Annotated in this window: 28 protein-coding genes, 1 tRNA gene and 1 other annotated feature (1 of these 30 running past the window's edge); of the genes, 8 read left to right on the plus strand and 21 right to left on the minus strand. The window is 38.0% G+C overall.

The window, feature by feature from the left end; all coding sequences use genetic code 11:
• Window positions 1-53, minus strand: a binding site (T-box leader); it reaches 192 nt to the left of the window's first position.
• 91 nt (window positions 54-144) lie between these two features.
• From truA to LQE94_RS14475, 5 genes are all read right to left on the minus strand, one after another.
• The gene (gene truA, locus LQE94_RS14455) at window positions 145-921 is read right to left on the minus strand and encodes a tRNA pseudouridine(38-40) synthase TruA (RefSeq protein ID WP_240578023.1); all 777 of its coding nucleotides are present in this window, start codon (window positions 919-921) and stop codon (window positions 145-147) included.
• A 16-nt stretch (window positions 922-937) separates the two neighbouring features.
• The gene (locus LQE94_RS14460; RefSeq protein ID WP_240578024.1) at window positions 938-1,762 is read right to left on the minus strand and encodes an energy-coupling factor transporter transmembrane component T family protein; all 825 of its coding nucleotides are present in this window, start codon (window positions 1,760-1,762) and stop codon (window positions 938-940) included.
• A complete protein-coding gene (locus LQE94_RS14465; protein ID WP_117990923.1) occupies window positions 1,755-2,603 on the minus strand; it encodes an energy-coupling factor transporter ATPase in 849 nt (282 codons plus the stop codon). The genes LQE94_RS14460 and LQE94_RS14465 overlap by 8 nt, the downstream gene beginning before the upstream one ends.
• A 14-nt stretch (window positions 2,604-2,617) precedes the next feature.
• A complete protein-coding gene (locus LQE94_RS14470; RefSeq protein ID WP_240578025.1) occupies window positions 2,618-3,481 on the minus strand; it encodes an energy-coupling factor transporter ATPase in 864 nt (287 codons plus the stop codon).
• A gap of 207 nt (window positions 3,482-3,688) precedes the next feature.
• Window positions 3,689-4,207, minus strand: a complete 519-nt coding sequence (locus LQE94_RS14475; RefSeq protein ID WP_022074637.1) for a peptidylprolyl isomerase — start codon at window positions 4,205-4,207, stop codon at window positions 3,689-3,691.
• Between the two features lie 268 nt (window positions 4,208-4,475).
• Here LQE94_RS14475 and LQE94_RS14480 point away from each other — a divergent pair, with 268 nt between their 5' ends.
• The 5 genes from LQE94_RS14480 (at window position 4,476) to LQE94_RS14500 (ending at window position 8,555) form a co-directional block, all read left to right on the plus strand.
• Window positions 4,476-5,588 (plus strand): ABC transporter ATP-binding protein, encoded by a 1,113-nt coding sequence (locus LQE94_RS14480; RefSeq protein ID WP_240578026.1) that lies wholly within the window; start codon window positions 4,476-4,478, stop codon window positions 5,586-5,588.
• A gap of 150 nt (window positions 5,589-5,738) precedes the next feature.
• Window positions 5,739-6,647, plus strand: a complete 909-nt coding sequence (locus LQE94_RS14485; protein WP_240578027.1) for a PucR family transcriptional regulator — start codon at window positions 5,739-5,741, stop codon at window positions 6,645-6,647.
• Window position 6,648: 1 nt separating this feature from the next.
• Window positions 6,649-7,149 carry a hypothetical protein gene (locus LQE94_RS14490; protein WP_118724974.1) on the plus strand — a complete coding sequence of 167 codons (501 nt, stop codon included), beginning with the start codon at window positions 6,649-6,651 and terminating at the stop codon, window positions 7,147-7,149.
• A gap of 107 nt (window positions 7,150-7,256) precedes the next feature.
• A complete protein-coding gene (locus LQE94_RS14495) occupies window positions 7,257-8,051 on the plus strand; it encodes a threonine/serine exporter family protein (protein ID WP_022074633.1) in 795 nt (264 codons plus the stop codon).
• A 60-nt stretch (window positions 8,052-8,111) separates the two neighbouring features.
• Window positions 8,112-8,555, plus strand: a complete 444-nt coding sequence (locus LQE94_RS14500) for a threonine/serine exporter family protein (RefSeq protein ID WP_117990941.1) — start codon at window positions 8,112-8,114, stop codon at window positions 8,553-8,555.
• Between the two features lie 43 nt (window positions 8,556-8,598).
• Here LQE94_RS14500 and LQE94_RS14505 read toward each other — a convergent pair whose 3' ends face one another.
• From LQE94_RS14505 to LQE94_RS14530, 6 genes are all read right to left on the minus strand, one after another.
• A complete protein-coding gene (locus LQE94_RS14505) occupies window positions 8,599-9,564 on the minus strand; it encodes a carbohydrate kinase family protein (protein ID WP_022074631.1) in 966 nt (321 codons plus the stop codon).
• A gap of 56 nt (window positions 9,565-9,620) precedes the next feature.
• Entirely contained in the window at window positions 9,621-11,441 is a 1,821-nt protein-coding gene (locus LQE94_RS14510; RefSeq protein WP_240578028.1) for an amylosucrase, read from the minus strand.
• A 102-nt stretch (window positions 11,442-11,543) separates the two neighbouring features.
• Complete coding sequence (locus tag LQE94_RS14515) at window positions 11,544-13,028, minus strand: glycoside hydrolase family 32 protein (protein ID WP_240578029.1); 1,485 nt, start codon at window positions 13,026-13,028, stop codon at window positions 11,544-11,546.
• Window positions 13,029-13,053: 25 nt separating this feature from the next.
• Complete coding sequence (locus LQE94_RS14520; RefSeq protein ID WP_240578030.1) at window positions 13,054-14,733, minus strand: ABC transporter substrate-binding protein; 1,680 nt, start codon at window positions 14,731-14,733, stop codon at window positions 13,054-13,056.
• A gap of 21 nt (window positions 14,734-14,754) precedes the next feature.
• On the minus strand, window positions 14,755-15,651 hold the full coding sequence (locus LQE94_RS14525) for a carbohydrate ABC transporter permease (RefSeq protein ID WP_186864508.1): 897 nt from the start codon (window positions 15,649-15,651) through the stop codon (window positions 14,755-14,757).
• 16 nt (window positions 15,652-15,667) lie between these two features.
• Window positions 15,668-16,606, minus strand: a complete 939-nt coding sequence (locus tag LQE94_RS14530) for an ABC transporter permease (protein WP_117990900.1) — start codon at window positions 16,604-16,606, stop codon at window positions 15,668-15,670.
• A gap of 223 nt (window positions 16,607-16,829) precedes the next feature.
• Between LQE94_RS14530 and LQE94_RS14535 the strand changes: the two genes are divergently transcribed.
• The gene (locus LQE94_RS14535) at window positions 16,830-17,855 is read left to right on the plus strand and encodes a LacI family DNA-binding transcriptional regulator (RefSeq protein WP_055172645.1); all 1,026 of its coding nucleotides are present in this window, start codon (window positions 16,830-16,832) and stop codon (window positions 17,853-17,855) included.
• Window positions 17,856-17,917: 62 nt separating this feature from the next.
• Here LQE94_RS14535 and LQE94_RS14540 read toward each other — a convergent pair whose 3' ends face one another.
• From LQE94_RS14540 to LQE94_RS14550, 3 genes are all read right to left on the minus strand, one after another.
• A complete protein-coding gene (locus LQE94_RS14540) occupies window positions 17,918-18,646 on the minus strand; it encodes an NAD-dependent protein deacylase (protein ID WP_022074679.1) in 729 nt (242 codons plus the stop codon).
• Between the two features lie 55 nt (window positions 18,647-18,701).
• Complete coding sequence (locus LQE94_RS14545) at window positions 18,702-19,289, minus strand: HD domain-containing protein (RefSeq protein ID WP_240578031.1); 588 nt, start codon at window positions 19,287-19,289, stop codon at window positions 18,702-18,704.
• 139 nt (window positions 19,290-19,428) lie between these two features.
• The gene (locus LQE94_RS14550) at window positions 19,429-19,998 is read right to left on the minus strand and encodes a DUF6465 family protein (protein WP_207723245.1); all 570 of its coding nucleotides are present in this window, start codon (window positions 19,996-19,998) and stop codon (window positions 19,429-19,431) included.
• 238 nt (window positions 19,999-20,236) lie between these two features.
• Between LQE94_RS14550 and LQE94_RS14555 the strand changes: the two genes are divergently transcribed.
• Window positions 20,237-20,320, plus strand: a tRNA-Leu gene (locus tag LQE94_RS14555).
• A gap of 77 nt (window positions 20,321-20,397) precedes the next feature.
• On the opposite strand, the gene LQE94_RS14560 is transcribed toward LQE94_RS14555, so the two are convergent.
• The 3 genes from LQE94_RS14560 to LQE94_RS14570 all read right to left on the minus strand — a co-directional run bounded on the left by LQE94_RS14560 (window position 20,398) and on the right by LQE94_RS14570 (window position 21,565).
• Window positions 20,398-20,640, minus strand: coding sequence for a hypothetical protein (locus tag LQE94_RS14560; RefSeq protein ID WP_330638965.1), 243 nt, complete (start codon window positions 20,638-20,640; stop codon window positions 20,398-20,400).
• Window positions 20,641-20,694: 54 nt separating this feature from the next.
• Entirely contained in the window at window positions 20,695-20,940 is a 246-nt protein-coding gene (locus LQE94_RS16485) for an SdpI family protein (RefSeq protein WP_334301601.1), read from the minus strand.
• A gap of 292 nt (window positions 20,941-21,232) precedes the next feature.
• The gene (locus tag LQE94_RS14570; protein ID WP_118738490.1) at window positions 21,233-21,565 is read right to left on the minus strand and encodes a DUF3784 domain-containing protein; all 333 of its coding nucleotides are present in this window, start codon (window positions 21,563-21,565) and stop codon (window positions 21,233-21,235) included.
• 665 nt (window positions 21,566-22,230) lie between these two features.
• Here LQE94_RS14570 and LQE94_RS14575 point away from each other — a divergent pair.
• Window positions 22,231-23,025 carry an AraC family transcriptional regulator gene (locus tag LQE94_RS14575; RefSeq protein WP_240578032.1) on the plus strand — a complete coding sequence of 265 codons (795 nt, stop codon included), beginning with the start codon at window positions 22,231-22,233 and terminating at the stop codon, window positions 23,023-23,025.
• Window positions 23,026-23,201: 176 nt separating this feature from the next.
• On the opposite strand, the gene LQE94_RS14580 is transcribed toward LQE94_RS14575, so the two are convergent.
• From LQE94_RS14580 to LQE94_RS14590, 4 genes are all read right to left on the minus strand, one after another.
• Entirely contained in the window at window positions 23,202-23,984 is a 783-nt protein-coding gene (locus LQE94_RS14580; protein WP_118738488.1) for a Cof-type HAD-IIB family hydrolase, read from the minus strand.
• 7 nt (window positions 23,985-23,991) lie between these two features.
• Window positions 23,992-24,090: a hypothetical protein gene (locus LQE94_RS16555; protein WP_118738492.1), complete on the minus strand. Its 99-nt coding sequence runs from the start codon at window positions 24,088-24,090 to the stop codon at window positions 23,992-23,994.
• A gap of 98 nt (window positions 24,091-24,188) precedes the next feature.
• Window positions 24,189-25,085 carry an AraC family transcriptional regulator gene (locus LQE94_RS14585; RefSeq protein ID WP_240578033.1) on the minus strand — a complete coding sequence of 299 codons (897 nt, stop codon included), beginning with the start codon at window positions 25,083-25,085 and terminating at the stop codon, window positions 24,189-24,191.
• Between the two features lie 188 nt (window positions 25,086-25,273).
• On the minus strand, window positions 25,274-26,326 hold the full coding sequence (locus LQE94_RS14590; RefSeq protein ID WP_240578034.1) for an acyltransferase family protein: 1,053 nt from the start codon (window positions 26,324-26,326) through the stop codon (window positions 25,274-25,276).
• Between the last annotated feature and the right edge of the window lie 121 nt (window positions 26,327-26,447).

Here is a 26,447-nt window from a genome sequence, read left to right on the forward strand (position 1 = left end):
GCAGCTTTCTGTTTTCACTCATCGCTATTACTTGTTCTCTTCTATGCCTTTATCATCTCTGTTGCTTATAGTAACGTATACCAATAATTCTGTCAAGCCCTCGTTTCAAAAAGGGATTTAATTTCCTAAAAATAGCTTTGTTTTTTATTTTTCATATTCAATCTGCATCAGCATCAGCCCCTGCGGCGGTGCTGTCACACCTGCTGCCTGTCTATCTTTCGCCTCCAGAATCTCTTTCACCTGCTCTGGCGTATAGAACCCACGTCCAACACGCAGAAGCGTCCCGACAATAATCCGAACCATATTATATAGAAAACCATTTCCCTTAATTCGGATTGTCAGCTCTCGTCCGGCCGCATGCCCATTTCTCGCATAAGCACATTCTGACTCCAAAACTTCCAATTCGTAAATTGTTCTGACCGTATCTTCCACATTTGTCCTAATATTGCAAAAGCTTGCAAAATCATGTTCGCCAAGCAAATATTCTGCCGCTTCACGCATTTTCGCAACGTCCAACTTATAAGAAACAAAATATGTGTTATGTCTCTTTGTAGGATCTGGAACCTCTGTATTCAAAATATGATATTCATACGTTTTCACAATATGATCCTGATATCTCGGATGCCAGTTGGATGGTACTTCTTCTGATTTTACTATCACGATATCATCCGGAAGTTTTTGATTTAACGCATAAGAAAATCGTTCCGGCGGAATCGGCGATTTAGTATCAAACACCGCCACATTTCCCATCGCATGCACTCCGGAATCGGTCCGGCTCGCACCAATGATAACAATGTTTTCTCCTGTCAGTTTTGACAGTTTTTTGTTCAATACCTCTTCAATCGTAATTCCGTTTGGCTGTATCTGCCAGCCACAATAATCGGTGCCGTCATAGGCAACTGTTAATTTTATTCTTCTCACTACTTATACTCCATTTTTAAAAGATCCATACTTTAAATGGAATGAAATGTCCCACAATGATAACAACTACAAGATAAAAAATCGAAAATGTATATGCCAGATAATCTCTTTTTTCATAAATCAATGGCTTCATCTTCGTTCTGCCTTCACCACCGCAGTAACATCTCGCTTCCATTGCCATTGCAAGGTCATTTGCTCTTCTAAATGCAGAAACAAACAACGGCACTAAAATCGGAACCATTGCTTTTGTTTTCTGAATGATATTTCCACTCTCCAAGTCCGCACCACGGGCGATCTGTGCCTTCATGATCTTATCTGTTTCTTCCAAAAGGATTGGAATAAAACGAAGTGCAATTGACATCATCATCGCAATCTCATGAACCGGAACATTTATTTTATTAAGCGGTTTTAATACGCTTTCAATCCCATCTGTCAGGGAATTTGGTGTTGTCGTCAGTGTCATAAGTGAAGATCCGACAATCAGATAAATCAAACGGATTGCCATAAACACGGACACTCTAAGCCCTTGTTCTGTAATTGTAAAAATCCAGAAATGTACCAGTGTCTCTCCGCCTTTTGTCAAAAATAAATTCATCACAACCGTAAATAACAATAAAATAACGATTGCCTTCAAGCCTTTGAGCATAAATTTGAGCGGAACTTGGCTTGCTTTGATTACAATCATTAAAAATATGGTTGCAACTGCATAGCCCAGCAGACTGTTCTGTACAAACAACGATACTAAAAATATCAGCGTACAAATAATCTTCACCCTTGGATCCAGTCGATGAACCAGACTTTGTGCAGGGTAATACTGTCCTATTGTAATATCTCTAATCATGATAACACCTCATTATCTCGTCTGCTGCCTCTTCGACTGTTGTGGCATCTGTACGCACATCCAGCCCTCTTTCTTTTAAGTCATGCATAATATACGTCACCTGCGGAGCTGCAAGTCCAATCTGTTCCAGCTCTTTATAATGTGCAAATACAGCCTTCGGCTCCCCATCAAACATCTTCTCTCCATGATTCATTACAATAATTCTGTCCACGTAACGGGCAATATCTTCCATACTATGAGATACAAGAATTACTGTCATATCTGTTTCTTTATGAAGTCTTGCTATCTGATCCAGGATATCATCCCTTCCTTGCGGGTCCAGTCCTGCGGTTGGTTCATCCAGCACAAGAACTTTCGGTTTCATAGCTAGAACTCCGGCAATCGCCACTCTTCGCTTTTGTCCTCCCGACAATTCAAATGGTGACTGACGATAATATTTTTCAGGAAATTGTACAAGCTCCAGTGCTTCCTTTGCACGCTTCATACAATCTTCTTCTGACAATCCCTGATTTTTTGGTCCAAAACAAACATCTGTCAGTACATCTACTTCAAACAACTGGTGCTCTGGATACTGAAATACAAGTCCGACCTGTGTTCTAAGCGTTCGCATATTATAACCGGCTTCATAAATGTTTTTACCCTCATAATATAGCTGTCCTGAAGTTGCTTTGATCAATCCGTTTAAATGCTGGATCAATGTAGATTTTCCTGAACCCGTATGTCCGATAATTCCTACAAACTGCCCCTGTGGGATTTCCAAATTAATATCCTTCAATGCATGTCTTTCATATGCATCACCTGGATTGTAAATATAATTTATATGTTCCAGTTTTATTGACATTGGTTTCTCCATTTCTATGCGTCTTTTTTCTGTGCTTTCATAATATACTGTACCAGTTCTTCACGATGCAGTATTCCCTTTGGAATATCCATTCCTCTCTTTCGAAGTTCCTCTGCAAGCATCGTAACCTGTGGCACATCGAGGTGATATTTTTTCAATTCATCGACCTGACTAAAAATCTGTCTCGGTGTTCCACGCATCACCACATGTCCGCTATCCATTACATATACCCAGTCTGCATCTACTACTTCTTCCATATAATGTGTAATTAAGATAACTGTTACATTTTTTCTTTTACGAAGTTCATGCACTGTACGAAGCACTTCTTTTCTTCCATTCGGGTCTAACATGGCTGTTGGTTCATCCAACACAATACACTGTGGCTCCATCGCGATTACACCTGCAATTGCCACACGTTGTTTCTGTCCGCCTGATAATTTATTTGGTGAATTTTTACGATATTCCAACATACCTACAGCCCTAAGACTGTCTTCTACTCGCTTCCATATCTCATCCGTCGGGACACCTAAATTCTCCGGTCCAAATCCGACGTCCTCTTCTACGACAGTTCCAATAATCTGGTTATCCGGATTCTGAAATACCATCCCGGCTGATTGACGTACATTCATCAGCTCATTCGGATCCTTCGTATTACGCCCGTTCACCCACATTGTTCCTCCTGTCGGAACAAGAATTGCATTCATATGTTTTGCGAGTGTAGATTTTCCAGAGCCATTATGTCCAAGAATCGCAACAAACTGTCCAGGTCTGACATCTATATCCACACCATCTACCGCTCGATGCATTCCGACTACATTGCCCTCATCATCTCGTTTTTCATATTCATAAACAAGCTCTTCTGCCTGTATCATCTCCATAAGGCCACGCCTCCATTATTTATTTACCTTATATGGCACATATGCTTATTGTTTACCTGCAAAAGGCAATCAGTAAACATTCATGTCCCTTATTCTAAAATATGAAGGCTTTTTTGTAAAGCATTCTCCGAAAAGAGACAAAAAAAAGCTCCCGTTCTACAACTCTCATCATAGAAACGGCAGCTCTTCTTATCTTTGATGCTTTACTTAAGCTCTTTCCGGCTCCTGATATTCTTCGCCGAATGTCTCAACTGTAACCTTCTTCATCTTCTGTTCTTCCAGTGGACGGTCACTGTAATCTGTTGCTGTCTCAGCAATCTTATTTACAATATCCATTCCTTCTGTGATCTTACCAAATGCTGCATAAGCGCCATCCAGATGTGGTGATTTCTCATGCATGATGAAGAACTGTGATCCTGCTGAATCCGGATGCATTGCACGTGCCATAGAAAGCACTCCCGGATCATGTTTCAGATTATTCTCGAATCCGTTCTGTGAAAATTCTCCTTTGATTGAATATCCCGGACCACCCATACCTGTTCCGTTTGGGCATCCTCCCTGGATCATAAATCCACGGATAACACGATGGAAGATCAGTCCATCATAGAATCCTTTCTGAACTAATGATACAAAGTTATTCACTGTATTAGGAGCGATCTCCGGATACAGTTCTGCTTTCATAATGTCTCCATTCTCCATCTCAAATGTTACGATTGGATTTGCCATAATCATTCATCCTCTTTTCTACCTTACTCTGAACACTTAAAATAAGGTGTTCTAAGGCTCATTGTAACGGATTCTTATCTTTCCGTCAAATATTAGCGCATCCGGACATTCAATTTTCCCTTATGGTTAAAATGTACATCCATCTCTTATTTTTTTGGTTACTCGTTACATTGTTCATTTTCCGCTTTATTTGTATACTTATCTCAGAACAAAACAAAACAAAAACTTTTAACACTCATTATTATATTTTTTAAGGAGGCTATTTCAAATGGCAAGTTTATCATTAAAAGGAATTGAAAAAGTATATCCAAACGGATTTCACGCAGTAAAAGATTTCAATCTTGAAATCGAAGATAAAGAATTCATCATTTTCGTAGGACCATCAGGATGTGGTAAATCTACTACACTTCGTATGATCGCAGGTCTGGAAGACATTTCCGGTGGTGTTCTTGAAATTGACGGAAAGAAAATGAACGATGTAGAGCCTAAAGACCGTGATATCGCAATGGTATTCCAGAACTATGCTCTGTACCCACATATGACAGTATATGACAACATGGCTTTCGGTTTGAAACTTCGTAAAGTTCCAAAAGATGAGATTGATAAAAAAGTTCGCGAGGCTGCAAGAATCCTTGATCTTGAAAAACTGCTTGATCGTAAACCAAAAGCTCTTTCCGGTGGACAGAGACAGCGTGTTGCTATGGGACGTGCTATCGTTCGTAATCCTAAGGTATTCCTTATGGATGAGCCTCTTTCAAACCTGGATGCTAAGCTGAGAGTTCAGATGCGTATCGAGATTTCCAAACTGCATGAGAATTTAGGTGCTACAATCATCTACGTTACACATGACCAGACAGAGGCTATGACACTTGGTACAAGAATCGTTGTTATGAAAGACGGAATTGTTCAGCAGGTAGATACTCCTCAGAACCTTTACAATACACCATGTAACCAGTTCGTTGCCGGATTTATCGGATCACCTCAGATGAACTTCATGGATGCACTTGTTAATGTAAATGGAAATGATGTTACATTAAAAGTAGGTGAGCATGTATTAAAAGTTCCTGCATCTAAAAAACAGGCTCTGATTGATGGCGGTTATGATGGAAAAACTGTTGTTCTTGGTATTCGTCCTGAAGATGTACATGATTCACAGGCATTTATCAGCAACTCTCCTGAAAGCGTGATCAAATCTAAGATCAAAGTTTATGAATTGCTTGGTGCAGAAGTATTCTTGTATTTCGACTTAGAGGGAACTCAGATGACAGCACGTGTTAATCCACGTACAACTCTGAGAACAGGAGATGATGCAGTCTTCGCTCTTGATATGGAAAAGATCCACCTCTTCGACAAAGATACTGAGTTGACGATTACAAACTAGTAGTTTATTATAAAAGAAAGAGTTCACCCTGTAATCACAAAGAATCAAGCGATTACGAGGTTACATATAAGAGAGGGGTTGTACTTTTGTACAACTCCTCCCTTTGTCTCTTTATCTGCAACATTTAGTGAGGTATAAACGGAGGCTTTCATGAAACATAGCACAGAACTTGAACATGCATTAAAAAATCTCAGACAGCTTACAGGCATCACCCTTGATGTAAAAGCTGATACAGAAGAAGAGGAAATACAGGCACTCACACAGATACGTTGTCTTTGTAATGCTTATCAGGAAAAATATAACAAGATCCATTTTTTACAGGGGCTTGTAACCGGAACGATTCCGATATATGATATTTTAGAAAGAGCTTCGCGACTGCATATCAATCTTGAGGAACGACGTATTCTGTTTTTATTAAAGACCAAAGGTTCTCTGGATGAAACAATTCCGGAGATTTTAAAGAATCTGTTTCCACCACAGACGCACTCTTATCTGGTTCCTTTAACTGAATCCAGCATGGTCGTCCTTCGTCCCGTGAAGGATTCGGAAACAGAAAACGATTTTTTACAGATTGCACGTACGATTGTTGATACACTGAATATGGAGGCTCTCTCTTTTATACAGGTAGCTTACAGCGGATGCTTTCATTCCCTTTCGGAATGCTCAGAAGCTTATAAAAGTGCCTATCTCGCTTTAAAGGTTGGAAATTTATTTTATTCAGAACAAACAGTATTTCCGTATAACCGACTTGGAGTCGGACGCTTGCTATACCAGCTTCCAATTTCAATCTGCGAAGGATTTTTACGCGAAGTATTTGGTGATGATATTCCTGATTCATTTGATAATGAAACAGATATAACAATTACCAGATTTCTCCAAAACAACCTGAATATTGCCGAGACTTCCAGACAACTACATATGCACCGCAATACTCTTATTTACCGACTTGACCAGGTAGAGAAAAAGACAGGTCTCGACCTTCGCAAATTCGAAGATGCTATGACCTTCAAACTTGCAAGTATGGTTATAAATTATTTACATTCAGAAAGGAATTCTTAACATGAATGACACTTATTATGAACAACTGGTAACTTGTAAACCAACCGGAAAGACTGCACTTTTACGTGTACTTTCTTTTCTCCCAATCCTGATTCTTATCCTCTTTGGATTTCCGTTTTTAGGATTTTTTGCATTTATGTTAGCTGCTTTATATGCTGTTCTTGCCTATTATTTTATCTTTCCTCGTTTTAATGTGGAATATGAATATGACTTGTTAAACCACGAACTCGATATTGCAGCAATTTACAGCAAAGCAAATAGAAAAGACAAGCTTTCTATTGATATTCAGCATGCAGAAATTATAGCGCCGAAAAACTCTCACAGACTGGACTCTTACCACACAACAAAACGCTATGATTTTTCTTCTGGAAATGCAAATGCCAACACATATGCTATCATCATTACATTGAATCAGACCCTCTGTACTGTCTTGTTCGATCCTGATGATGAAATGCTCCGACATATGAAGGGTTGGATGGGAATGAAATTATTTCAGGATTAATTGTAAAAAATGTGCTATAATCTTAAAAGATGCGGATACACTTCGGATTCTATTTTCGTTTTGTATCCGCTTTTTTGTAAAACAAGAATAACTGGGGGAAATTTATTTTGGAAACTTTTGAAAAAGAAGACAATCGAATGGCATTGAACACAGCCGCTCTTGCAGGCGATATCCTGCTGGAAAGCGGTGCTGAGATTTCTCGTGTAGAAGAGACAATTAACAGAATTGCCCGTGCCTATGGTATTGAATCTTGTGATCCTTTTGTCTTAAGCAGTGGATTCTTTCTCACTGCTGACAGTAATTCTGATCAGAACTTTGCCTGGGTAAGACATATTCCTCTGAGTGCGACACGATTAGATCGCGTTACAGCCGTCAACCAATTATCCCGCGAAATCGAGCAGGGTATTTACAGTCCCACTGAAGCCTATCAGAAGCTCCAGGCAATCCAGAAAACACCGGCAAAGGCCAAATGGTGCCAGATTCTTGCTTCCGGTATCGGAAGTGGATGCTTTTGCTATCTGTTTGGCGGTGATGCTATTGATAGTATCGTTTCTTTTATAGCCGGACTGCTTTTATATGTCTATTTATTATGTCTTGTAAAGGGACGCCTCTCAAAAATCGCAACAAATATTTCCGGCGGTATGGTCGTAACTTTAATCGCTGTACTCATTTACCAAATGGGGCTTGGACATCATTTAAATGAGATTATCATCGGTGCTATTATCCCATTGGTTCCCGGTGTTGCCTTTACAAATGGTATCCGCGACATTGCAGACCAGGATTATATCGCCGGAGCTGTTCGAATGCTGGATGCTCTTCTTGTTACTTTCAGCATTGCCATGGGAGTAGGACTTATTATAATCGGATATCACCAGATTGTCGGCAGTATGCTTCTTCCTTAAAATTTAATCAGTATGACACTCAACACTTATATTTACAAAGGAGACTTTTGCGTTATGTCTATGCATTTATTTTTTGAATTTCTTAACGCTGCTGTTGGTACAATGGCGTTTGCTCTGCTTTTCCAAGTACCAAAACAATATTATGTAAACTGCGGTATAATCGGCGGATGTGGATGGCTTTGTTATAAATTACTTCTTTCTGGATGCGGACTTTTCGCTTCTACCTTTTTTGCGACCGTTCTTGTCGTTTTCCTCTCCCGCCTCAGTGCAGTTTATCGCCATTGTCCGGTAACAGTCTTTTTGATTGCCGGCATTTTCCCACTGGTTCCCGGAGCCGGCATCTATTGGACCGCCTACTATGTAGTGACAGACCAGCTTGCCAAAGCTTCTGCCCGCGGATTTCTAACCTTAAAAATTGCCGTTGCAATTGTACTTGGTATTTTGTTTGTTTTTGAATTTCCACAAAAATGGTTCCGCAGGATTGCCTCCCACGAAACCATATAAATGACTTTTCAGCCACCAGCCAACTGGTGGTTTTGCTTTATTATTACATCCGTTCGTCCAGCAGATTCTGGATTTCATCTCTTGTCGGCATTACACGCAGTGCACCTTTTCTTGTTGTGATCACAGATGCTGCCGCATTTGCAAACGTCAGCATTTCTTTCAGATTTTCTTCTTCTAATCCTTCCATTCCATGTTCACAGATATAATGTAATACACAACCACAGAATGTATCTCCTGCCCCTGTCGTCTCAATTGTATCTTTCTGAAGGAATGGTTTTACCTCTACCATAATTCCATTATAATATGCACGGCTTCCTTCTTTTCCCATAGATACAAGAATTAGCGGAATCTGATATCTTTCTCTAATCCAGTTCACACCCTCAGTATAATCTTCTTCACCAGTCAGCCACTGAATCTCATTGTCTGAAATTTTCAAAATCTGACAATGCGCTAATCCATATAATACCTGTTCTTTTGCCTCATCCAAAGAATTCCAAAGCGGAGGACGTAAGTTCGGATCAAAGGAAATAAGTGCACCGGACTCTTCTGCGATGCGAATTGCCTCTTTTGTTGCTTCGCGTACCCCTTCATGTGTCATAGATAATGTTCCGAAATGGAAGATTTTTGTTTCTTTGATAAGTTCTTCACAAATTTCTTCTTTATTCAGCATCATATCTGCTCCCGGATTTCGATAAAATGAAAAATCTCTGTCACCATCCGGATAAGTATGCACCATCGCCAGTGTTGTATGGATTTCCTTGTCTGTGCATAATCCAGAAGCATCAATCCTAACTTCTGTTATCGCATCTCTCAACTGTTTTCCAAAAAAGTCTTCCCCAACTTTTCCGATAAATGCTGTCTTATGTCCAAGTTTTGTCAACATTGCAAGTACATTGCACGGAGCGCCTCCCGGATTTGCTTCAAAAAGTGGGTTTCCCTGAGCACTTTTTCCATTTTCTGTAAAATCAATTAATAATTCTCCTAATGCCACTACATCATATTTCTTCATTACTTTCTCCATTCTGCCGTCATAAAACGACTACATTTCTTCTTTTTGCAAGACTTCTATTTTTTCACGCACCATCTGTACTGATAAGGATTCATCCATACCGAATTCATTTCCAGTTTTTCTCCTGTAAATAAATCTTCGTATTTACCTTCCAGACAATTCAACCAGGCATTCTGACCATATTCCGAGAAATTAGCCAGACAGATCAGTTCTTCTCTTCCTGTTGTCCTTCTGATTGCGAAGACTGAAGAATTTCCCGTATCCCAGGTAGAGATGCCGGCAGTCTCTCCAAAGCAATTCTCCTCGCGTCTGAATTCTTCCATCTGTTTCAAACCATTCCAGATTGCATACTGTACAGTACCTGGTTTTTTTCTCTTCTCGGCATTCTCCCACTGGAACGGACTTCGATGCAGATACCGACTGTCCGCAGCAGTATCCGGGTTTTTCTTATAATTGTAATCATTGACCTGACCGATTTCATCTCCGGATGAAAGCATCACAAAACCTTCCATGCTCATACATGCCGCATGCATCATGAGCACTCTCTGGATTCCCTGTTTCACCTGCTCAAGATCTCCTTCAAATCCACCTTTTTCGATTCCACACAGACTTGCTGTTGTTCCACAGCTTCTGGCATCTTTGGTCACCGGATCGTAATTATACAGCTCTCCACGAGCAAAGCTGTACGGATATGTTCCCTCGAAGAAATGATATAAATATTCCTTGTGCTGAATCGGATCTATCTCCAGCTTCTTCTCCTGCTCTTCATCCAGGCCCCAGCCAATATCGTCATGACAGCGAAGGTAATTGACAAAATAACAATTCTTCGGAAGACTGTGGATTACATCCATCTGATGTTTTAACATTCTTGTATCTCTTGTGGCCAGTGCTGCCCATAGATTTACCATGCTGGAAACTCCGTATAACATATGACATTCCGGTTCGGTTTCTGTTCCAAAGTAAACCGGAAGTTCCTTTGGTTCCATAACAACCTCGCCTTTCAGGATTACACCAGGACAAACCATCTCAAGAGTCATTCGTAACATGCGTACAATAAGATGCACTTGTGGAAGATTTCTACAATTTGTTCCTAATTCTTTCCAGATATAAGGAACTGCATCAATACGAAAGACTTCTACTCCGAGATTTGCCAGATACAGGATATTTCCAATCATTTCGTTAAATACTTTCGGATTATGATAATTCAGATCCCACTGATAAGGATAAAATGTTGTCAATACATGCCTGTGCATCTCTTCACACCATGTAAAATTTCCCGGTGCAGTCTCCGGAAATACCTGCGGCATTGTCTTTTCAAATTGATCCGGAATCTCTCGTGTCTCATAACACTGATAGCGATCCATATATTCCTGTTCGCCTCGCTTGGCTCGCATTGCCCACTCATGCGTATCTGCTGTATGATTCATAACAACATCCAGACACAGACTGATTCCACGTTTTCTCAGCTCTTTTGTCAGCTTTTCCAACTCTTCATTTGTTCCAATTTCAGGATCTACCTGTTTAAAATCCTCTACCGCATAGCCACCGTCATTATATGGATGCGGCATCTTCAGAAGCGGCATCAGATGAAGATAGGTGATCTTCTGCTCAGACAAATAATCCAAATGCTCTATTACCCCGTTTAATCCCCCTGCAAACAGCTTCGGATACATCGTTATCCCAAGCATATTTCTGTTTCGATACCAGTTCGGTTCTTTTTCTCTTCTGCCGTCTAATCTCCTAAGTTCCGCTGGTCTATTCTGATAAGCCTCTTCCAGCATTTGCATTAATTCTTCATAACATTGTTCATTGTGATATAACTGCAGATACTTTTCATGCAGTTCATTCTCATGTCTTTTTCTTCTTTCTTCTATCATCGATACTATACTCCTATACTACAAAGGAGATTCCCATTCCAGGAATCCCCCTATCATTATCCATGCATTTTCAATCTCAATGTAAGTTCAATCATGTATTTTCTAAATCAGATCATATTTCACTACATCGATTTTAGCTGCACCATCAGCAAAGAACGAAATTCCTTTTGCCTCTTGTTCTGTAAATATAACTGCAGATATAACCTGCTCGCCATCATTAATAAATATTTCTGCGCTGAATCTGTCCAGAATCACACGAAGCTTTAATTCATTTGCATCTCCATTTACCAGACATCTTCTCTGATGAACCAACGCTCTTTCGGTTCCTGAAAATTTTCTGTCAATTTTCAATACAGACTCATACGGGCGGAAGCTCAATTCTGTATGGAATTTCTCATTCTGTGCAAAACGTAATGCGAATTTCTTATATACATTTTCTTTATCTTCCGGACGTATCACGAGTTCCATGTCGATGGTTCGTCCTTCGACGCAATCTAATGTGATCGTATCATTATCTATTACTACATCGTTGTACTCAACTCTGTTTTTGCGCAGTGCATCGAGTTCTTTGATTGGAGTTTGATAAAGTCTTCCGTTTTTCACAGACAATTCTCTCGGCAAACTCATTTGTGCAAACCACTTCGAATCATTATCACGATGAGCCAATGTGTCCCAGTTCTGCATCCAGCCAATCATAATTCTACGGCCGTCCGGTGCTTTCACCGTCTGCATTGCATAAAAATCAATTCCATAATCCACAGACTGAGCGAACTGCTCTTTTAAGGTATATGTATCCTTGTCCATTTCTCCTATGATACATAAAGTGCCGTTTCCGCTATGATATTCCAAGCCTTCCGGCAACATATCCTGCGGACTTGTCAGGAGAATGTGTTTTCCATCCAGTTCAAAGAAATCCGGACATTCCCACATCTTTCCAAAACGTTTCTTATTTTCTGCAAGGATGCTGACAAATTCCCAGTCAAATCCATTCTCACTTCTGTAAAGAAGAATCTGTCCGCTTCCATCTGCCGGTCTGCTTCCGATCACACAATAGAAGTTTCCATCTTTTCCTTTCCAGATTTTTGGATCACGGAAATCTACTTTACTTGCACCTTCCGGAAGATCCTTTTCTGTTAAAACCGGATTCTTCTCGTATTTCACATAATCTCTTCCATCTCCGACAGCTACCGCCTGTGTCTGTATATCTCTTTTACTTCCATCTTCTAATGTTTCATGATCTACGGCTGTATACATAAGCAATTGTCTACCGTCATCCAACTCTATTGCACTTCCCGAAAAACATCCAATCTTATCGTATTCTTCATCTGGTGCAAGAGCTGCTGGAAGAAATTCCCAATGCAGTAAATCTTTACTAACCACATGCCCCCAATGCATACTGTTCCAGTGTGTATCATATGGATAATACTGATAAAAAAGATGGTACTCTCCCTGATAGTATGAAAAACCATTCGGGTCATTCATCCATCCGACATATGGACTCACATGAAAAGCCGGTCTGTCTTCTGCTTTTATCTGCTTTCCTTGTTCTTCTTCATATTTTCTAGCCTTTTCTAACATCTCACTCATGCAAATTCTCCTGTTGTTCGTATCGTTATTTTTCTTCACTCACTGACTCCTGATACTGATCAAAGTATTTCTGTTTAATTGAAAGATAATCAGAAAGTCCATACTGTTCCATTTTCTTCAGATAGGAATCCCACTCTTTGTCAATTCCTCCATTCAGAATCCAGTCTGCTTTCTTCTGTTCTGCATATTTTTTTATATCTGTATCGTACTGAGATACTTTATTCGTATCATCAATGCTCATAAACACATTTGGATAAACATATTTACTGTTCATATCCTGTAAATAAGTTTCATGCATATTATCCAAACGCCATTTTGCATCTTCTGGCTGTGTTACATATACATCATAATATTCATTTAAAACTGCAAGAGGGCCATTTACCGATTGTGCCTCACGCACTTCTACCGGAGACTGGTTTCCAAGATCCATATGCTTTAGCATTTTTCCACCATCTTTGTTTGTGGACATTTCAAAAATGTTAAAGGAGTCCTTTTCTCCATAAGTTCCCCAGTTATTCTGTGGTGATTGAAGTGGTGCATACATCTGGTCAATCCATGCAGCAGCAAGTGCTGTATTCCGACAACTTGATGTAAGAACACATCTTCCACGGTCAAATCCACTTGTTTCACTGTTGTTCTGTCTCGTGATATTTCTCATGCCATTCGGCCCCGTCAGCGCCGGTAGCATCACATAATCTTCATTGTTATCAATATTTGCAATGTCCCATGTAAAACAGAGACCGTATCGATGGTTCTTACCTTTTGCTACATAGGTAGACCACTCTTGTGTAAATGCTTCTGGGTCAACTAAATCCTCTGTCACAAGCTTATGTAACCATTCAATTCCTTCTTTATAACCTTCCTGAACAGTTGTGTAAATAACTTTTCCTTCATCCGTTACAGCGAAATGATCTCCCGTATCTCCATAACCTTTTCCAAACCCATTGATTAAAATTGCCGGATCTTGATCTCCATTATTGATAATAAATGACATTGGAATCACATCACCTTCAATTGAAAATTCTTTTTCAAGCTCATCTGCATGATCACGGAATTGAATCAATACCTGTTCCAATTCATCTGTTGTTGTCGGAATCTCAAGTCCTAGATAATCCAGCCATTTTTTGTTAATATATGGAATATCTCCGATTGCCTGAATGGCTTCTTTCCCGGCTCCTAGCTGTTCAATCCAAGGGAATGAATAAATATGTCCATCTGGTGCTGTACACATTGTCCTATATTCTGGATATTTATCAAATACTGCCTGTAAATTCGGCATATATTTATCTATCAGATTTTCTAATGGGATGATGATACCCTGCTTTGCATAACGCAATAGATCATAATCACTCATTCCTGCATTGAATAATCCGTCCGGTAGATTTCCAAATTGAGCAAGTGCCAGATTTTTCTTATCAGAAAACTGATCCGATACAAAACAAGTCCAATCAATATGAACATTCGTCTGCTCTTCCATTCTCTGAAAGATTACTCGTTCATTTGGCTCCTGTGTTGATGTAGCCGGTGCACTTGTAATAAATGAAAGTTCTGCTGTTTCCTTCAATGGAAACTGCACTTCCGTTGCAGGTGTGTCCGGGTTGATTTCAGCTTCAAGCTGCTGCTCTTTTCCACAACCTGTAACTCCCACCAGCATCGTCAGAGATAGTACAATTGCAAGTAATGCATTTACTTTTCTTTTCTTCATATCTGTATCATTCCTTTCTTATTAGCCTTTTACCGATCCAACCATAATTCCTTTGTCAAAGTACTTCTGGAAGAATGGGTACATTACTAACAGTGGTAAACTTGATACTACAATGGTTGCATATTTGAGCTGTTCTGCTATTTTTGCCATTTCCGCTGTGCTCTGAATATCGGCAATCATGCCTGGCTGTGGTGTATTCTGTACTAAGATAGAACGGAGCACTAACTGTAATGGCTGCAAATTCGCATCATTCAAATAAATCATTGCGTCGAAATAACTGTTCCACATTCCAACGAAAGACCAAAGTGCCAGTACTGCAATGATTGGCTTACATACCGGAATCATAATTTTAAAGAAATGTTGGATTTCATTCGCTCCATCAATCGCAGATGCTTCTCTTAATTCTTTTGGAATTGACTGATAATAAGTTCTTGCAAGAATCATATTCCATACATTAAATGCTCCTGGAATCAGGATTGCCCACACTGTATTAACCATATGCAGTTGATTGATCAAAATGAATGTAGGAATCATTCCACCGCCAAAAAACATAGTAATTAAGAAAATAATATTAAAAATCTTTCTTCCTACAAATTCTTTTTTGGACAACGGATACGCTGCCAATAATGTTACAAAAACAGAAATAACTGTAAATGCAAGTGAATACAGGAAGGAATTTAAAAAGCCACGCCAGATCATTTCATTCTCTAATACTCTTCGATATGCATCTAATGTCCAGTCCTTAATATTAAAACTCAATCCCTGGTTATTCAAAACAGTCGGATCCATAAAGGATGCAAGTACTACATAGATAATCGGTATTGCTATAGAAAGGACGAATAAACCAAGAATGGTAAATCCGATTCCAAGGATTACTTGGTCTGTCCTTGAATATTTTTTCTTCTTTTTTTTCTCCATCTCTTCTCCCTCTTTTCTATAATCCTTCTCCGTCATTCAGTTTCTTAACAACCCAGTTTACAAAGATCAACAAGATAACATTTACAACCGAATTGAAGAGACCTACCGCTGTCGAATATCCATAATCTCCGTTCAGAAGTCCGATACGATATACATATGTAGACAGGATTTCTGATGCCGGCAAGTTCATGTCTGTCTGTAAAGCATATGCTTTTTCAAAACCTATACTCATAATATTTCCGGCCTGTAAAATAAACTGAATTACAATAATATTTTTAATTGCCGGCAACTCTACATACCAGATCTGCTGCAGAAGATTAGCTCCATCCATGATTGCTGCTTCTTCCAGCTCCTTGCTTGCATTTGCCAATGCTGCTGTATACATGATAGATGACCATCCTGCTGCTTGCCAGATTCCGCTTGCAATATAAATTGTCCGGAATGCAGAAGGCATTGTCATCCAGTTTGTGCTAATTCCGAGCGCTTTGTTCAACGGTCCTACAGGTGATAAAAGCATACGAACCATACCGCAAAGTACGATGACTGAAATAAAATTCGGCATATAGATCAAAAGCTGAACTTTCTTTTTAATCCCTGTCTTACGGATGCGATTCAGAAGCAATGCAAGAATAATCGGAACCGGGAACCCCCACAACAGTCCATAGATACTCAATTTTAATGTATTCATCAGATAATTCATAAAATCTGGTGAAGATAAAAATCGCCTAAAATACTCAAGTCCTACCCATGGACTACCAAGAACTCCTTTTATTACATTGTAGTCTTCGAACGCTATCAGGAGACCACCCATTGGGAGATACTTAAAAATAATTGTCAGTAAAAGCCCTGGCATTAGGAAGAAAAGATATAACTGCCAGTTTTTCTTCATATAAATCATCTTTTCTCTCCACGTTCGTTTGCTTACGGACTTTGCTTGATTTTGCATTCTTTTCATGCACTTCTTCCTCCATTCCTTTAACCTTATGAAAAACCGGTTACGTAACCGGTTACTTTATAGTTTGATATTACTATATTCTTCTCTTTCTGTCAACACTTTTGTGCGATAAAATAACCGGTTACGTAACTGGTTATTTTAGTATTGCGTTTTTCCATGAAAATTGCTATACTGAAAGATATTATTAACCATCAGCCATCATATTGAAGGAGATTCAAATTTTATGAGTAAAAAACAGGTAACTTTTGCAGATATTGCGGAATACACCAATTTTTCAAAAACTACAATATCAAGATATTTCAATCACCCGGATTCACTGACGGTTGAAAACCAGGAAAAGATTTCACAGGCTCTTGATACACTTGGATATAAAAAGAATAAGCTGGCAAAAGTTCTGGCAAATGGAAAAAGCGAATTTATCGGAATCATTGTTCCAAACCTTTACCTGCACTATTATTCTGAGATGCTGACACAATTCCTTTCCAGCTACAGTGATTATCACTATAAATTTCTTGTTTTCGCCAGTGAACATGGCGCTGAAGAAGAACAACAGTACATTGAAGAACTTCTGTCTTATCAGATTGAAGGACTGATTGTTTTAAGTCACACTCTTCCATCTGAGAAGCTTGCTTCCTATCAGATTCCTGTCATCGCAATTGAACGCGAAGCAGAATATATCAGCAGTGTCAATACTGATAACTATATGGGTGCACTTCAAGCTACTTCCCTGTTGATTCGGGATAAATGTGACATATTAATTCATATAAATGTCAATGTGAATAAATCCATCCCGGCTTATGACCGAATCCGAGCCTTTCAGGCTACTTGCGAAGAATATCATATTCCATATGATATAGATCTTAGTGTAGAAGGTGATTCTTATCATGAGATTTTAAACGTAATCCGAGAGATTTTCAACAAAATAGAAGCAAAATACCCCAATCAAAAAAAAGGTATCTTTCTCGCGAATGATACCTATGCTAATATGTTTCTTAATTTAATTTTCCAAAAATATGGAACATTTCCTTCTACTTATGAGATTGTTGGATTTGACAACTCTCCGATTGCCAGCGAGGCAATCCTTCCGATCACAACCATCGGCCAGCAGATTGATGTGATTGCAAAGACTGCCATGGATCTTCTTGTCCAACAGATGGAAGAGCAGAAAAAGCGTGTTCCCAAACCATTAGGTGAACCTGTTCATAAACAAATTGCCCCTGTATTAATTCGCCGTAATACAACAAAATAATTTATTTTTCATGATTGAGAACGTTGCAAATTTAACTGCTTTTAATATCACATGCAAATAGCTCAAACAAAAATTTTCTCCATCACTTCTCCAATCGGGGCTGAAATCGTCAAATTCGACCGCACAGCCCTTCCGGTCTCCGATTTATTGATCACTGCCAAATATTTTCCATTGAAGTAATCAATAAATCCGGCCGCCGGATATACGACCAATGAAGTGCCTCCGATAATCAACATATCTGCCTGGCTGATTGCATTTACAGCACCTTGGATCGTTGCAGAATCCAACCCTTCTTCATAAAGAACAACATCTGGTTTAATAATCCCTCCACATTTTTTACATCTTGGTATTCCATCAGAACTTTTCACATATTCCGCATCATAAAATTCATGACAATCCATGCAATAGTTCCTCATAATACTTCCATGTAATTCATATACCGTTTTGCTTCCTGCTGCCTGATGCAGTCCGTCGATATTCTGTGTTACAACTGCTTTCAGCTTCCCTGCCATTTCCAGCTCTGCAAGCTTTCTATGTGCCGCATTCGGCTTCGCATCCAGCATCATCATTTTTTCTTTATAGAATTCGTAAAAAGCTTCTGTATGCTGTATAAAAAAAGAATGACTCACTACCTGTTCCGGTGAATATTTATAAGACTGATGATAAATACCATCCGCACTTCTAAAATCCGGGATTCCACTCTCCGTCGATACTCCTGCGCCTCCAAAAAAGACAATATTCTGACTTTCATCTATCATCTTCTGTAACTGTTCTATTTCTTTCTCATACATCACATATCACCCCTTGTATTAATCTCCTGCACGTCTATAAAGTGCCCAACTTACATTACTCATCCAAAACATGACCTGCCTGAATGTGCTTATCTATTTTATCTTGCATACACTTCCAGATAGTCGCAGATGTTTCTTCTACTTTTTCATTTCTTTTATAAATTTGTGATTTCTTCACTTGATGCTCTGTCCAACTAATTCCACCAGCGGCATCATTTAACAATAATGGCTGGAAATTATCAAGCAAATGTGCATACTTCGCCTCTGCTGTCTCGTACGCTTCAAATTCTTCCCACAAGGCTTTTAAATACATTCCTTGATCTTCTGGTAACATTCCAAAAATATGGTCAGCTGCCTTTCTTTCTCGCTCATCCTTTGTTTTTGCACCTTCCTCATCATATGCATAGGTATCACCGGCATCAATCTCCACCAGATCATGGATCAGTCCCATCAACATTACTTTTGATACCTCAACCGGTTCCTCTGCGTATTCCTGAAGCAGGTATGCCATCAATGCGATATGCCAGGAATGCTCTGCATCATTCTCCTTGCGTGATGCATCTGAAAGCGGTGTCTGACGTATAATCTTTTTCACTTTATCAATTTCCAAAATAAATTGAAGCTGCTGCTCTAATCGATTCATCTTTTAAGCCTCCATTACTTTTCTAATAACTCTATCTTACTCCTTTTGTCGTATGCATGGCAACTTAAAAAGGAGAAATGATATCCTGTCAATATCACTTCTCCTTTTATGTATGTTCTTACACTTTTCTTATTTAATCTTACAGTTCAACTCTACCTGTTGTATCTCCGTTGATTACATAGTAAGCTGCTGAATCTTCTGGTTTTAAGTAAATCTTAACGTCTTTCAAATCGCCAACTTTATTCTTAAGAACTTTTGTCCAAACGTCTTTTACTTTCTGGAAGATTTCTTTTTCTGTATATTCTTTTCCAGCGAACTGAAGGAACATCTCTGTTTTTACTTCAGCTTTCTTTGCTGTTGTCTTCTTTGCAGGTGCTTTCTTTGCTGCTGTTTTCTTTGCAGGTGCTTTCTCTTCTTTTGCCGGTGCATCTACAAGAACTGCTGCTTTTGTCTCAATTCCTTTTGTTGTATCTTTCTGAGTTGAGATTGCCTTTGGAGCTGGTTTTGCTTCTACCTTCTTAGGTTCTACTTTTTTAGTCTCAACTTTTTTAACTTCTTCTTTTACTGTCTCTGTTGTCTTTGTTTCTTTTATAGAAGATGTTGCTGCCTCTGCTGTTGCCTCTGCTGCTGTCTCATTCTTTAACGCTGTCTGTTCTGCTGTCTTTAACGCTTTAGCTGCTTTTTGCTCTTTTAATGTTTTTCTTGCCATTACTTGTTCCCTCCTAATAAATATTCAAGTATTCTGACTCGATTTCATTTTTTGCTACAAGTGTTATTGTACCTCATTTTATTAAAAAGGTCAAAAAAATAACAATAATTTTTACATTCCTACTTTTTTTCTAAATTTTCTGATTTTTTATATTATTTGAACAAATTAACTTTTTTTATTTTTTTAGAGTTTTAGGGTTTACAAACTATCCAATTATTGATATACTATCACATGTCGAGCGGAAGTGGCGGAATGGCAGACGCGCTAGATTCAGGTTCTAGTGGGAGTTTATCCTGTGAGAGTTCAAGTCTCTTCTTCCGCACTAGGCAGAAACCCATGTGAATGCATGGGTTTTTTATTTTGCAGAGCCAGTAGGGACGGGGATTTCCGGCTTTTTTTCTATGAAAAAAGCCGGAAATCCCCGTCCCTATCTGGTTCACATTTTATCACGGTTCCAATATGCTTATCCAATCTCCATTGCGGAGCATCACTATCATCAGCCCAATACTCATCCAATGAAATAATCTTATCATTAACAATTTTAATAAATAACGTTACATGGAATGAAGCACTCTTATCCTTCGGATATACATTAGCAACTGTTACCAGTAAATTACCCATTTCTTCTGTTCTTTCAACCACTCCATTCCATTCTCCTTAAAATTCCGATTTTCATTTTCGCCAATTGGAAGTTAGCTATTTTTTCATTCCTTGCTTTGTAAAATGCTTATGCAACAAAAATTCTGTCGGAATAATTGTAAGCACCATAATTCCTAATTGTAAAAACACCAAATAAACAGAAATTATTTCAAAGTTTGTATTATCTTTCGTTAAAATCAAAATAAAAATCGATAGTATCACCAGGATAATTCCTAAAACAAAGTTTATCCAGCCCCAACACCTGTGTGCATATCTCCATGTTTCATCATTCATCCTTGACATAGTAGTTCAATATCCCGAACTCCCCTGCCGATCTTTAGGAGGCTTATCTTTCCACGTATATCCCAATATAATCATAGATAGCGGTACTAAAAGTGAACACACAGATAAAAATATAAACATTATAAAGTTCTCCTCTCAACTTCTGATTAATTTGCTCCAAAGACTGAAATTGTCATCAAATAAACCCTACCCATATTCCAACCGCTATAAGTATCATACCTAATATTCTTCCGATAAATCTCGCCTTTTTATTTCCAAATAAAGCCGTTGTTTCTGGAGTAGTAAATAATTGTTACTTTCTGCATAGCGTGTTTCCTAAAATGATAATTACCACGACATCAACCAAAATAATTCCCGATACAATATATACAAAAAATGCAGGTAAAATATTTTCAAACAAGCCCATAGTTAATAGAAGAATTGCTATAATAGACATTCCAATTCCCATTGTTCTGCATAACTTCTTTTCATTATATTTTTCCTTTTCTTCTTTTGAAGCTGTATTATATCCAGAAATGAACCAGCTTCCGTGTCCAGAAAGTAAAATAATAGAAAGTACAGCAAATATCACAAAGACAATCCACACTGTCCAATCAGAACCTGTTGCTAAATCTGATAATTTCATTTACAGTCTCCTCCTTAAATTCTGTTTTATTACTCATATGATATCATATTTTTCTTCAATTACATCCACCTAATTTTAAATACATTGCTATTCGGCTTGCTTCTGTAACCAGCATTCGTTTGATTTTCTCCTGCATTTTTCCCATTCCTTTTGAATCCCGGGCAGAGAATCATTCCATTGCTCTCTGTCAGGACATTATTCTTAAAATCAGGCTCAAAATGGGCAATTCCAGTTTCGCAGGCTACCTATATATAGCCTTTTCATTTTTGCTTGCAAAAAGCCTGATTTTTCAACAAATATCAGCATTTTAGGGGATAGAATCTTGCAATTCGATTCTCTTATCTTCTGTCAATTTTTCCACAAAAAAAGAGCTACACCTTTTTGCCAAGATGCAACTCTTTATTTCATGATACCTTGCTTTTTTTGATTCTCTGTACGGTTCATAGTTTGTTTTCTTCCTCTGTCCTATCTGTAATACATTCCATAACGAAACATTGAACCATAGAACTCTACAGATTCCTTAAACCAATTGTTTAACCATTTTTTCATTTTGCTCATTATTTTTTACCTCCTTTTTCTTTACACTTGCATTATAGTTTTTTTTGCGATATAATTCTTGCCAAATCCGGCTAAAAAGTAGCCAAATTCTGCGAGGTATTTTTTTAATGAGACCAATTTATGAAGAAAATGAAGAAACTTTAGAGATTTCAGAGAATATTTCTAGTCATATTTCTCCACATCTTCACAAGTCTATGGAACTTGTTTCTGTAACAGAGGGAACTTTGGAACTTGGTATAGGAACCGAACTTTATCATATGGAGAAGGGCGATTTTGCAATTATTTTTCCTGAACTGATCCATCATTATCAGGTTTTCAATCAGAACTCATGCAAAGCAATTTACGCACTTGCCTCTCCTATTTTAGGATCTGGCTATACCAAAGACTTACAGCAGATGTGCCCTGCGAATCCTGTAATTCCAGCTCCTGATGTACATCCTGATGTAAATTATGCTCTTCGGAGTATGCTGGTTTATCCGGCACTTTCACAGGAGCATGTTCTTCATCAGGCATTTATTCAGATTATTCTTGCCCGCACCTTTCCTTTATTTCATCTGATTGACAAAAGCACTGTAGGAAGTGATGATATCATCTATCAGACTGTTTCCTATATTGCTGCACATTATACAGAAGAACTGACTTTACCAAAGATGGCTCATGATCTTGGAATAAGCCAGTCCTCTCTGTCCCGTGTATTTTCTGGTACATTTCATATGAACTTTAATCGTTATCTAAATGAAGCCAGACTCGATTATGCATGTAACCTGTTATTACACAGCAATCATACTGTTTTGGATATCTGCATTCAGGCAGGTTTTGAGAGTCAGAGGACTTTCAACCGTGTATTTCAAGAACGTTATCATGCATCACCTCGTGAATATCGGAATCAAATGAAAAAGTAGAGATTTTCCTATTCTTATGATTAGAACTGCTTTCCGCTGTTTGATGTGCATATGTATAATACATGAATCAACTTGGACATGCTTCAATCGAAACAACACTTAAACCAAATGCTCTGGCAGATTAATTTGTGCTTATATGTACGAAAAACTCTGCCAGAGCATTTTCCACCTACCTTTTACTCATTTATTATCTTCTGGCTTTTCAGATAATAATAAATCCCATCATCTGTCACGCTTTCACAAATATCAGTCGCAATTTCTTTCACTTTTTCAGCTGCGTTTCCCATTGCAATCCCTTTTCCAACGGATAGTAACATATCAATATCATTTTCTCCATCTCCAAATGCAATGGCTTCTTCCTTTGAGAATTTATAATGTGCAAGAACCTGTTCAATCGCAGCTCCTTTTCCACCTTCTTTTGGAATAATATCTATGGCTCTATCCCACCACGCTGCTAATTTGGCATTTTTCGTTCCCTTTAATATATACTTACGTTCTTCTAAGTCACATCCCAACATGATTTGAAACACATCTTTGTCCACATATTCTTCGAATTTCTCGGATACATTCACCCTATGATGTGCAATCGCAAAATAATCTTCTAAATCTTTATCGCTTCCATTTGCAACAATCTCTTCCGCTGTTGCAATAGAAACAGGTCTTTCCATTCTCTTTGCATTTTCAATAATTATTTCTATATCTTCTTCCGGAATAGGACATTTTGCCACTACCTGATTACCTGCAACGCAGAAAGATCCATTAAATGCCAAAATCGCATCAAATACAACTCCCTCAAACATTGGTATGGTAGCAAACGAACGCCCTGTTGCGATACATATTTTTATACCATTTTGTTTTAATAAACATAACGCCTTCCTCGTATTCGGTGTTATCTCTGTTTTTCCCATCTCCAACAATGTTCCATCAATATCAAAAAAAATAATTTTTACCTGATTCATTTCTTTTCTACTCCCTTATGCAACGAATTACTTTACATGGATTGCTAACCACAACATTATTTTTACCGATTGTAACTCCAGACAAAAAATTGCTACCACTTCCAATCCAAACATTATCCTTTCATAGAAGATATGTTTTGTTCTCAATTATCATTATACTGCAATTTTAAGGAACAAATATCTTTTTAGTGCAATTATATGTCACTATTCTGCCTTTTTTTTGCGATATTCCGTTGGTGACATTCCTATATGTTCTCGAAAAGTCTTTCCGAAAAAACTACTACTTCCTAATCCGCACTCCTGACTAATTACAGAAATAGTATCTCTGGTATGTACTAACATATAGCAGGCTTTTTGTAGCCGATAGTTTGTGATATATTCTAACGGCGTCATGTGAAGACACTCTTGAAAAACTCGAAAGCAGTCTCTCTCGCTTATGTAACCAGCTTTTGCAAGATCAGAAACAGTAATTTTATCTGCATAATTTTCATAAACATAAACCATCATCAATTTTATTCTGTCGTTCGCTCTCGTATTAGTTTTCTTTTTTTCAATCACAGAAAATGACATTTTGAAAAGTGATAGCCAAATTTCAGTTAATCGCTCACGCAGTTTTAGTTCATATCCAAATTCCTTTTCTGATAAATTAAATGCATTCCTTATAAGATCTAATATTTCTTTTTGTTCCAAATTATTAGAATATAATGGAATCATATCCAATTCTCCAGATGTGATAATTGGCATAATATATTTTTTCACAATTATATTTCCTGTTTCACCGCCAATAAATGATGGATCAAAAATATGAATTAACTGTACCGTATTGTCTTCTTGTGGCTTCGTTGTATGAAGAACATTAGAATTAACCATGCCTCCTGAGCCATGCGGAAAAATATAATGTCCGTTAGGCATACGGTATTCAAGGTTTCCCTGCTCTACATAAAACACTTCTACGCTTTTATGCCAATGCCATGGAATACTATCTTCTGCATATTGATTTAATTCTACACGAGAAGCAAGATATGGAAAATTTGATTCAAAATTTGGTAATTCTTCTTCTCTGCTTCCTTCTATAAAATCTATTCCTCGAACAATTTTCACCTCATTCGCCTCCCTTTATACATTTGAAATATACAGTTACGCAAAGCTTCTTTGACATGTGCTTTTCTCTATAAATTCCGTTTTTTATTTTCATAATATCATGAACCAGATAGGGACGGGGATTAATGGCTCTTTTGCTCGCAAAAGAGCCATTAATCCCCGTCCCTATCTGGTTCACTCTATCTGCTTCACTGCTTTTTATGAATCATCGATGCTAAAAGCATTATAAATCCTAGATTAAATATGATATAAAATAACGTCCCTTTTACTGTATTTTCCATCTGAACGAATGCCATATATGTCATCAATACTGGTTGATGCAGCAAATAGCATTCCATACTTATATCTCCTGCACCCTTCAGCAGTTTCATGCTAAACAGCTTCGAGAATCCTCCCATTCCAATTGCCATAATGATTAATACAAAAACATTTGGTATAAGCCAATATGTCTGCATGCTATATGAATTAACCGGGATTGGAAGTGTAAATAATACCACCCATAAAAGTAACGCAATACCTTCTAATATCGTAAACACAACAATATTTCCATCTGACTTCCTCTCACTATTTATTCGATACAAGCATCTTCCCATGCACATTCCCAGCAAATATTCTAATACTCGTGATGGTGGAAATGCATAGAGGCAATATCCGATATCTGCTCTGTTTTTTGCTAAGGTTGCTATCGCGAAAATTGCAATTGCAAAAACCACACTCAATGATATAAGTATTGTCTTCTCATTTTTCTTTTCATGAGCCTTATCTAAATAATATCTTACCGGCAGATCAAAGAGATACAAAAATAAAATTGTAGATATAAACCATGTAACACCATTATAAAAAAGAAACGGATTTCCCCAAGATTGAATCATAAGAAGGCATTTCATTAAATTCCATCCGTTTTCTTTCAACAATTCCAAATTTCCTGTATTGATTGCCTGTGGCAAGTCGGACTGTAATACAAAGTAAATAGTTGTTACAAACAATAATGGATAAATCTTCTTTATTTTTTTCCACAAATGATAGCAAACTGCTTTCACTGTCGGTTTCTCTCTTCTGTCTGCTGACGAATATCCCGAACCAAATCCTGATAATATAAAGAAGAAGCTTACCATTGCATAGGCTGCATTCGTTGTATATAAGTATGGTTCCAGATTAGTTCCAAATGCGTGAAAAAGGAATATAAATCCAAATGCAATAAATCTTAAAAATTGTAATTGATCCAACCTCTTTGTTTTCATTTATTCCTCCAAGATGTTTTGATATTTTATCATTATACCACATAGGGACGGAGTTTTCTGGAACCATACTTATATACAACGAATGCAGCCTATGCAATGGTAAGCTTCTTCTTTATATTAT

It is taken from the genome of Mediterraneibacter sp. NSJ-151 (assembly GCF_022487435.1).
In the GTDB taxonomy this organism is placed as follows: domain Bacteria; phylum Bacillota; class Clostridia; order Lachnospirales; family Lachnospiraceae; genus Schaedlerella; species Schaedlerella hominis.

Coding starts and splice junctions, on each gene's coding strand:
- LQE94_RS14460 (WP_240578024.1), bottom strand. CDS start 1,762: ATGATTAGAGATATTACAATAGGACAGTATTACCCTGCACAAAGTCTG.
- LQE94_RS14465 (WP_117990923.1), bottom strand. CDS start 2,603: ATGTCAATAAAACTGGAACATATAAATTATATTTACAATCCAGGTGAT.
- LQE94_RS14470 (WP_240578025.1), bottom strand. CDS start 3,481: ATGGAGATGATACAGGCAGAAGAGCTTGTTTATGAATATGAAAAACGA.
- LQE94_RS14475 (WP_022074637.1), bottom strand. CDS start 4,207: ATGGCAAATCCAATCGTAACATTTGAGATGGAGAATGGAGACATTATG.
- LQE94_RS14480 (WP_240578026.1), top strand. CDS start 4,476: ATGGCAAGTTTATCATTAAAAGGAATTGAAAAAGTATATCCAAACGGA.
- LQE94_RS14485 (WP_240578027.1), top strand. CDS start 5,739: ATGAAACATAGCACAGAACTTGAACATGCATTAAAAAATCTCAGACAG.
- LQE94_RS14490 (WP_118724974.1), top strand. CDS start 6,649: ATGAATGACACTTATTATGAACAACTGGTAACTTGTAAACCAACCGGA.
- LQE94_RS14500 (WP_117990941.1), top strand. CDS start 8,112: ATGCATTTATTTTTTGAATTTCTTAACGCTGCTGTTGGTACAATGGCG.
- LQE94_RS14505 (WP_022074631.1), bottom strand. CDS start 9,564: ATGAAGAAATATGATGTAGTGGCATTAGGAGAATTATTAATTGATTTT.
- LQE94_RS14510 (WP_240578028.1), bottom strand. CDS start 11,441: ATGATAGAAGAAAGAAGAAAAAGACATGAGAATGAACTGCATGAAAAG.
- LQE94_RS14515 (WP_240578029.1), bottom strand. CDS start 13,028: ATGAGTGAGATGTTAGAAAAGGCTAGAAAATATGAAGAAGAACAAGGA.
- LQE94_RS14520 (WP_240578030.1), bottom strand. CDS start 14,733: ATGAAGAAAAGAAAAGTAAATGCATTACTTGCAATTGTACTATCTCTG.
- LQE94_RS14525 (WP_186864508.1), bottom strand. CDS start 15,651: ATGGAGAAAAAAAAGAAGAAAAAATATTCAAGGACAGACCAAGTAATC.
- LQE94_RS14530 (WP_117990900.1), bottom strand. CDS start 16,606: ATGAAAAGAATGCAAAATCAAGCAAAGTCCGTAAGCAAACGAACGTGG.
- LQE94_RS14535 (WP_055172645.1), top strand. CDS start 16,830: ATGAGTAAAAAACAGGTAACTTTTGCAGATATTGCGGAATACACCAAT.
- LQE94_RS14540 (WP_022074679.1), bottom strand. CDS start 18,646: ATGTATGAGAAAGAAATAGAACAGTTACAGAAGATGATAGATGAAAGT.
- LQE94_RS14545 (WP_240578031.1), bottom strand. CDS start 19,289: ATGAATCGATTAGAGCAGCAGCTTCAATTTATTTTGGAAATTGATAAA.
- LQE94_RS14550 (WP_207723245.1), bottom strand. CDS start 19,998: ATGGCAAGAAAAACATTAAAAGAGCAAAAAGCAGCTAAAGCGTTAAAG.
- LQE94_RS16485 (WP_334301601.1), bottom strand. CDS start 20,940: ATGTCAAGGATGAATGATGAAACATGGAGATATGCACACAGGTGTTGG.
- LQE94_RS14570 (WP_118738490.1), bottom strand. CDS start 21,565: ATGAAATTATCAGATTTAGCAACAGGTTCTGATTGGACAGTGTGGATT.
- LQE94_RS14575 (WP_240578032.1), top strand. CDS start 22,231: ATGAGACCAATTTATGAAGAAAATGAAGAAACTTTAGAGATTTCAGAG.
- LQE94_RS14580 (WP_118738488.1), bottom strand. CDS start 23,984: ATGAATCAGGTAAAAATTATTTTTTTTGATATTGATGGAACATTGTTG.
- LQE94_RS14590 (WP_240578034.1), bottom strand. CDS start 26,326: ATGAAAACAAAGAGGTTGGATCAATTACAATTTTTAAGATTTATTGCA.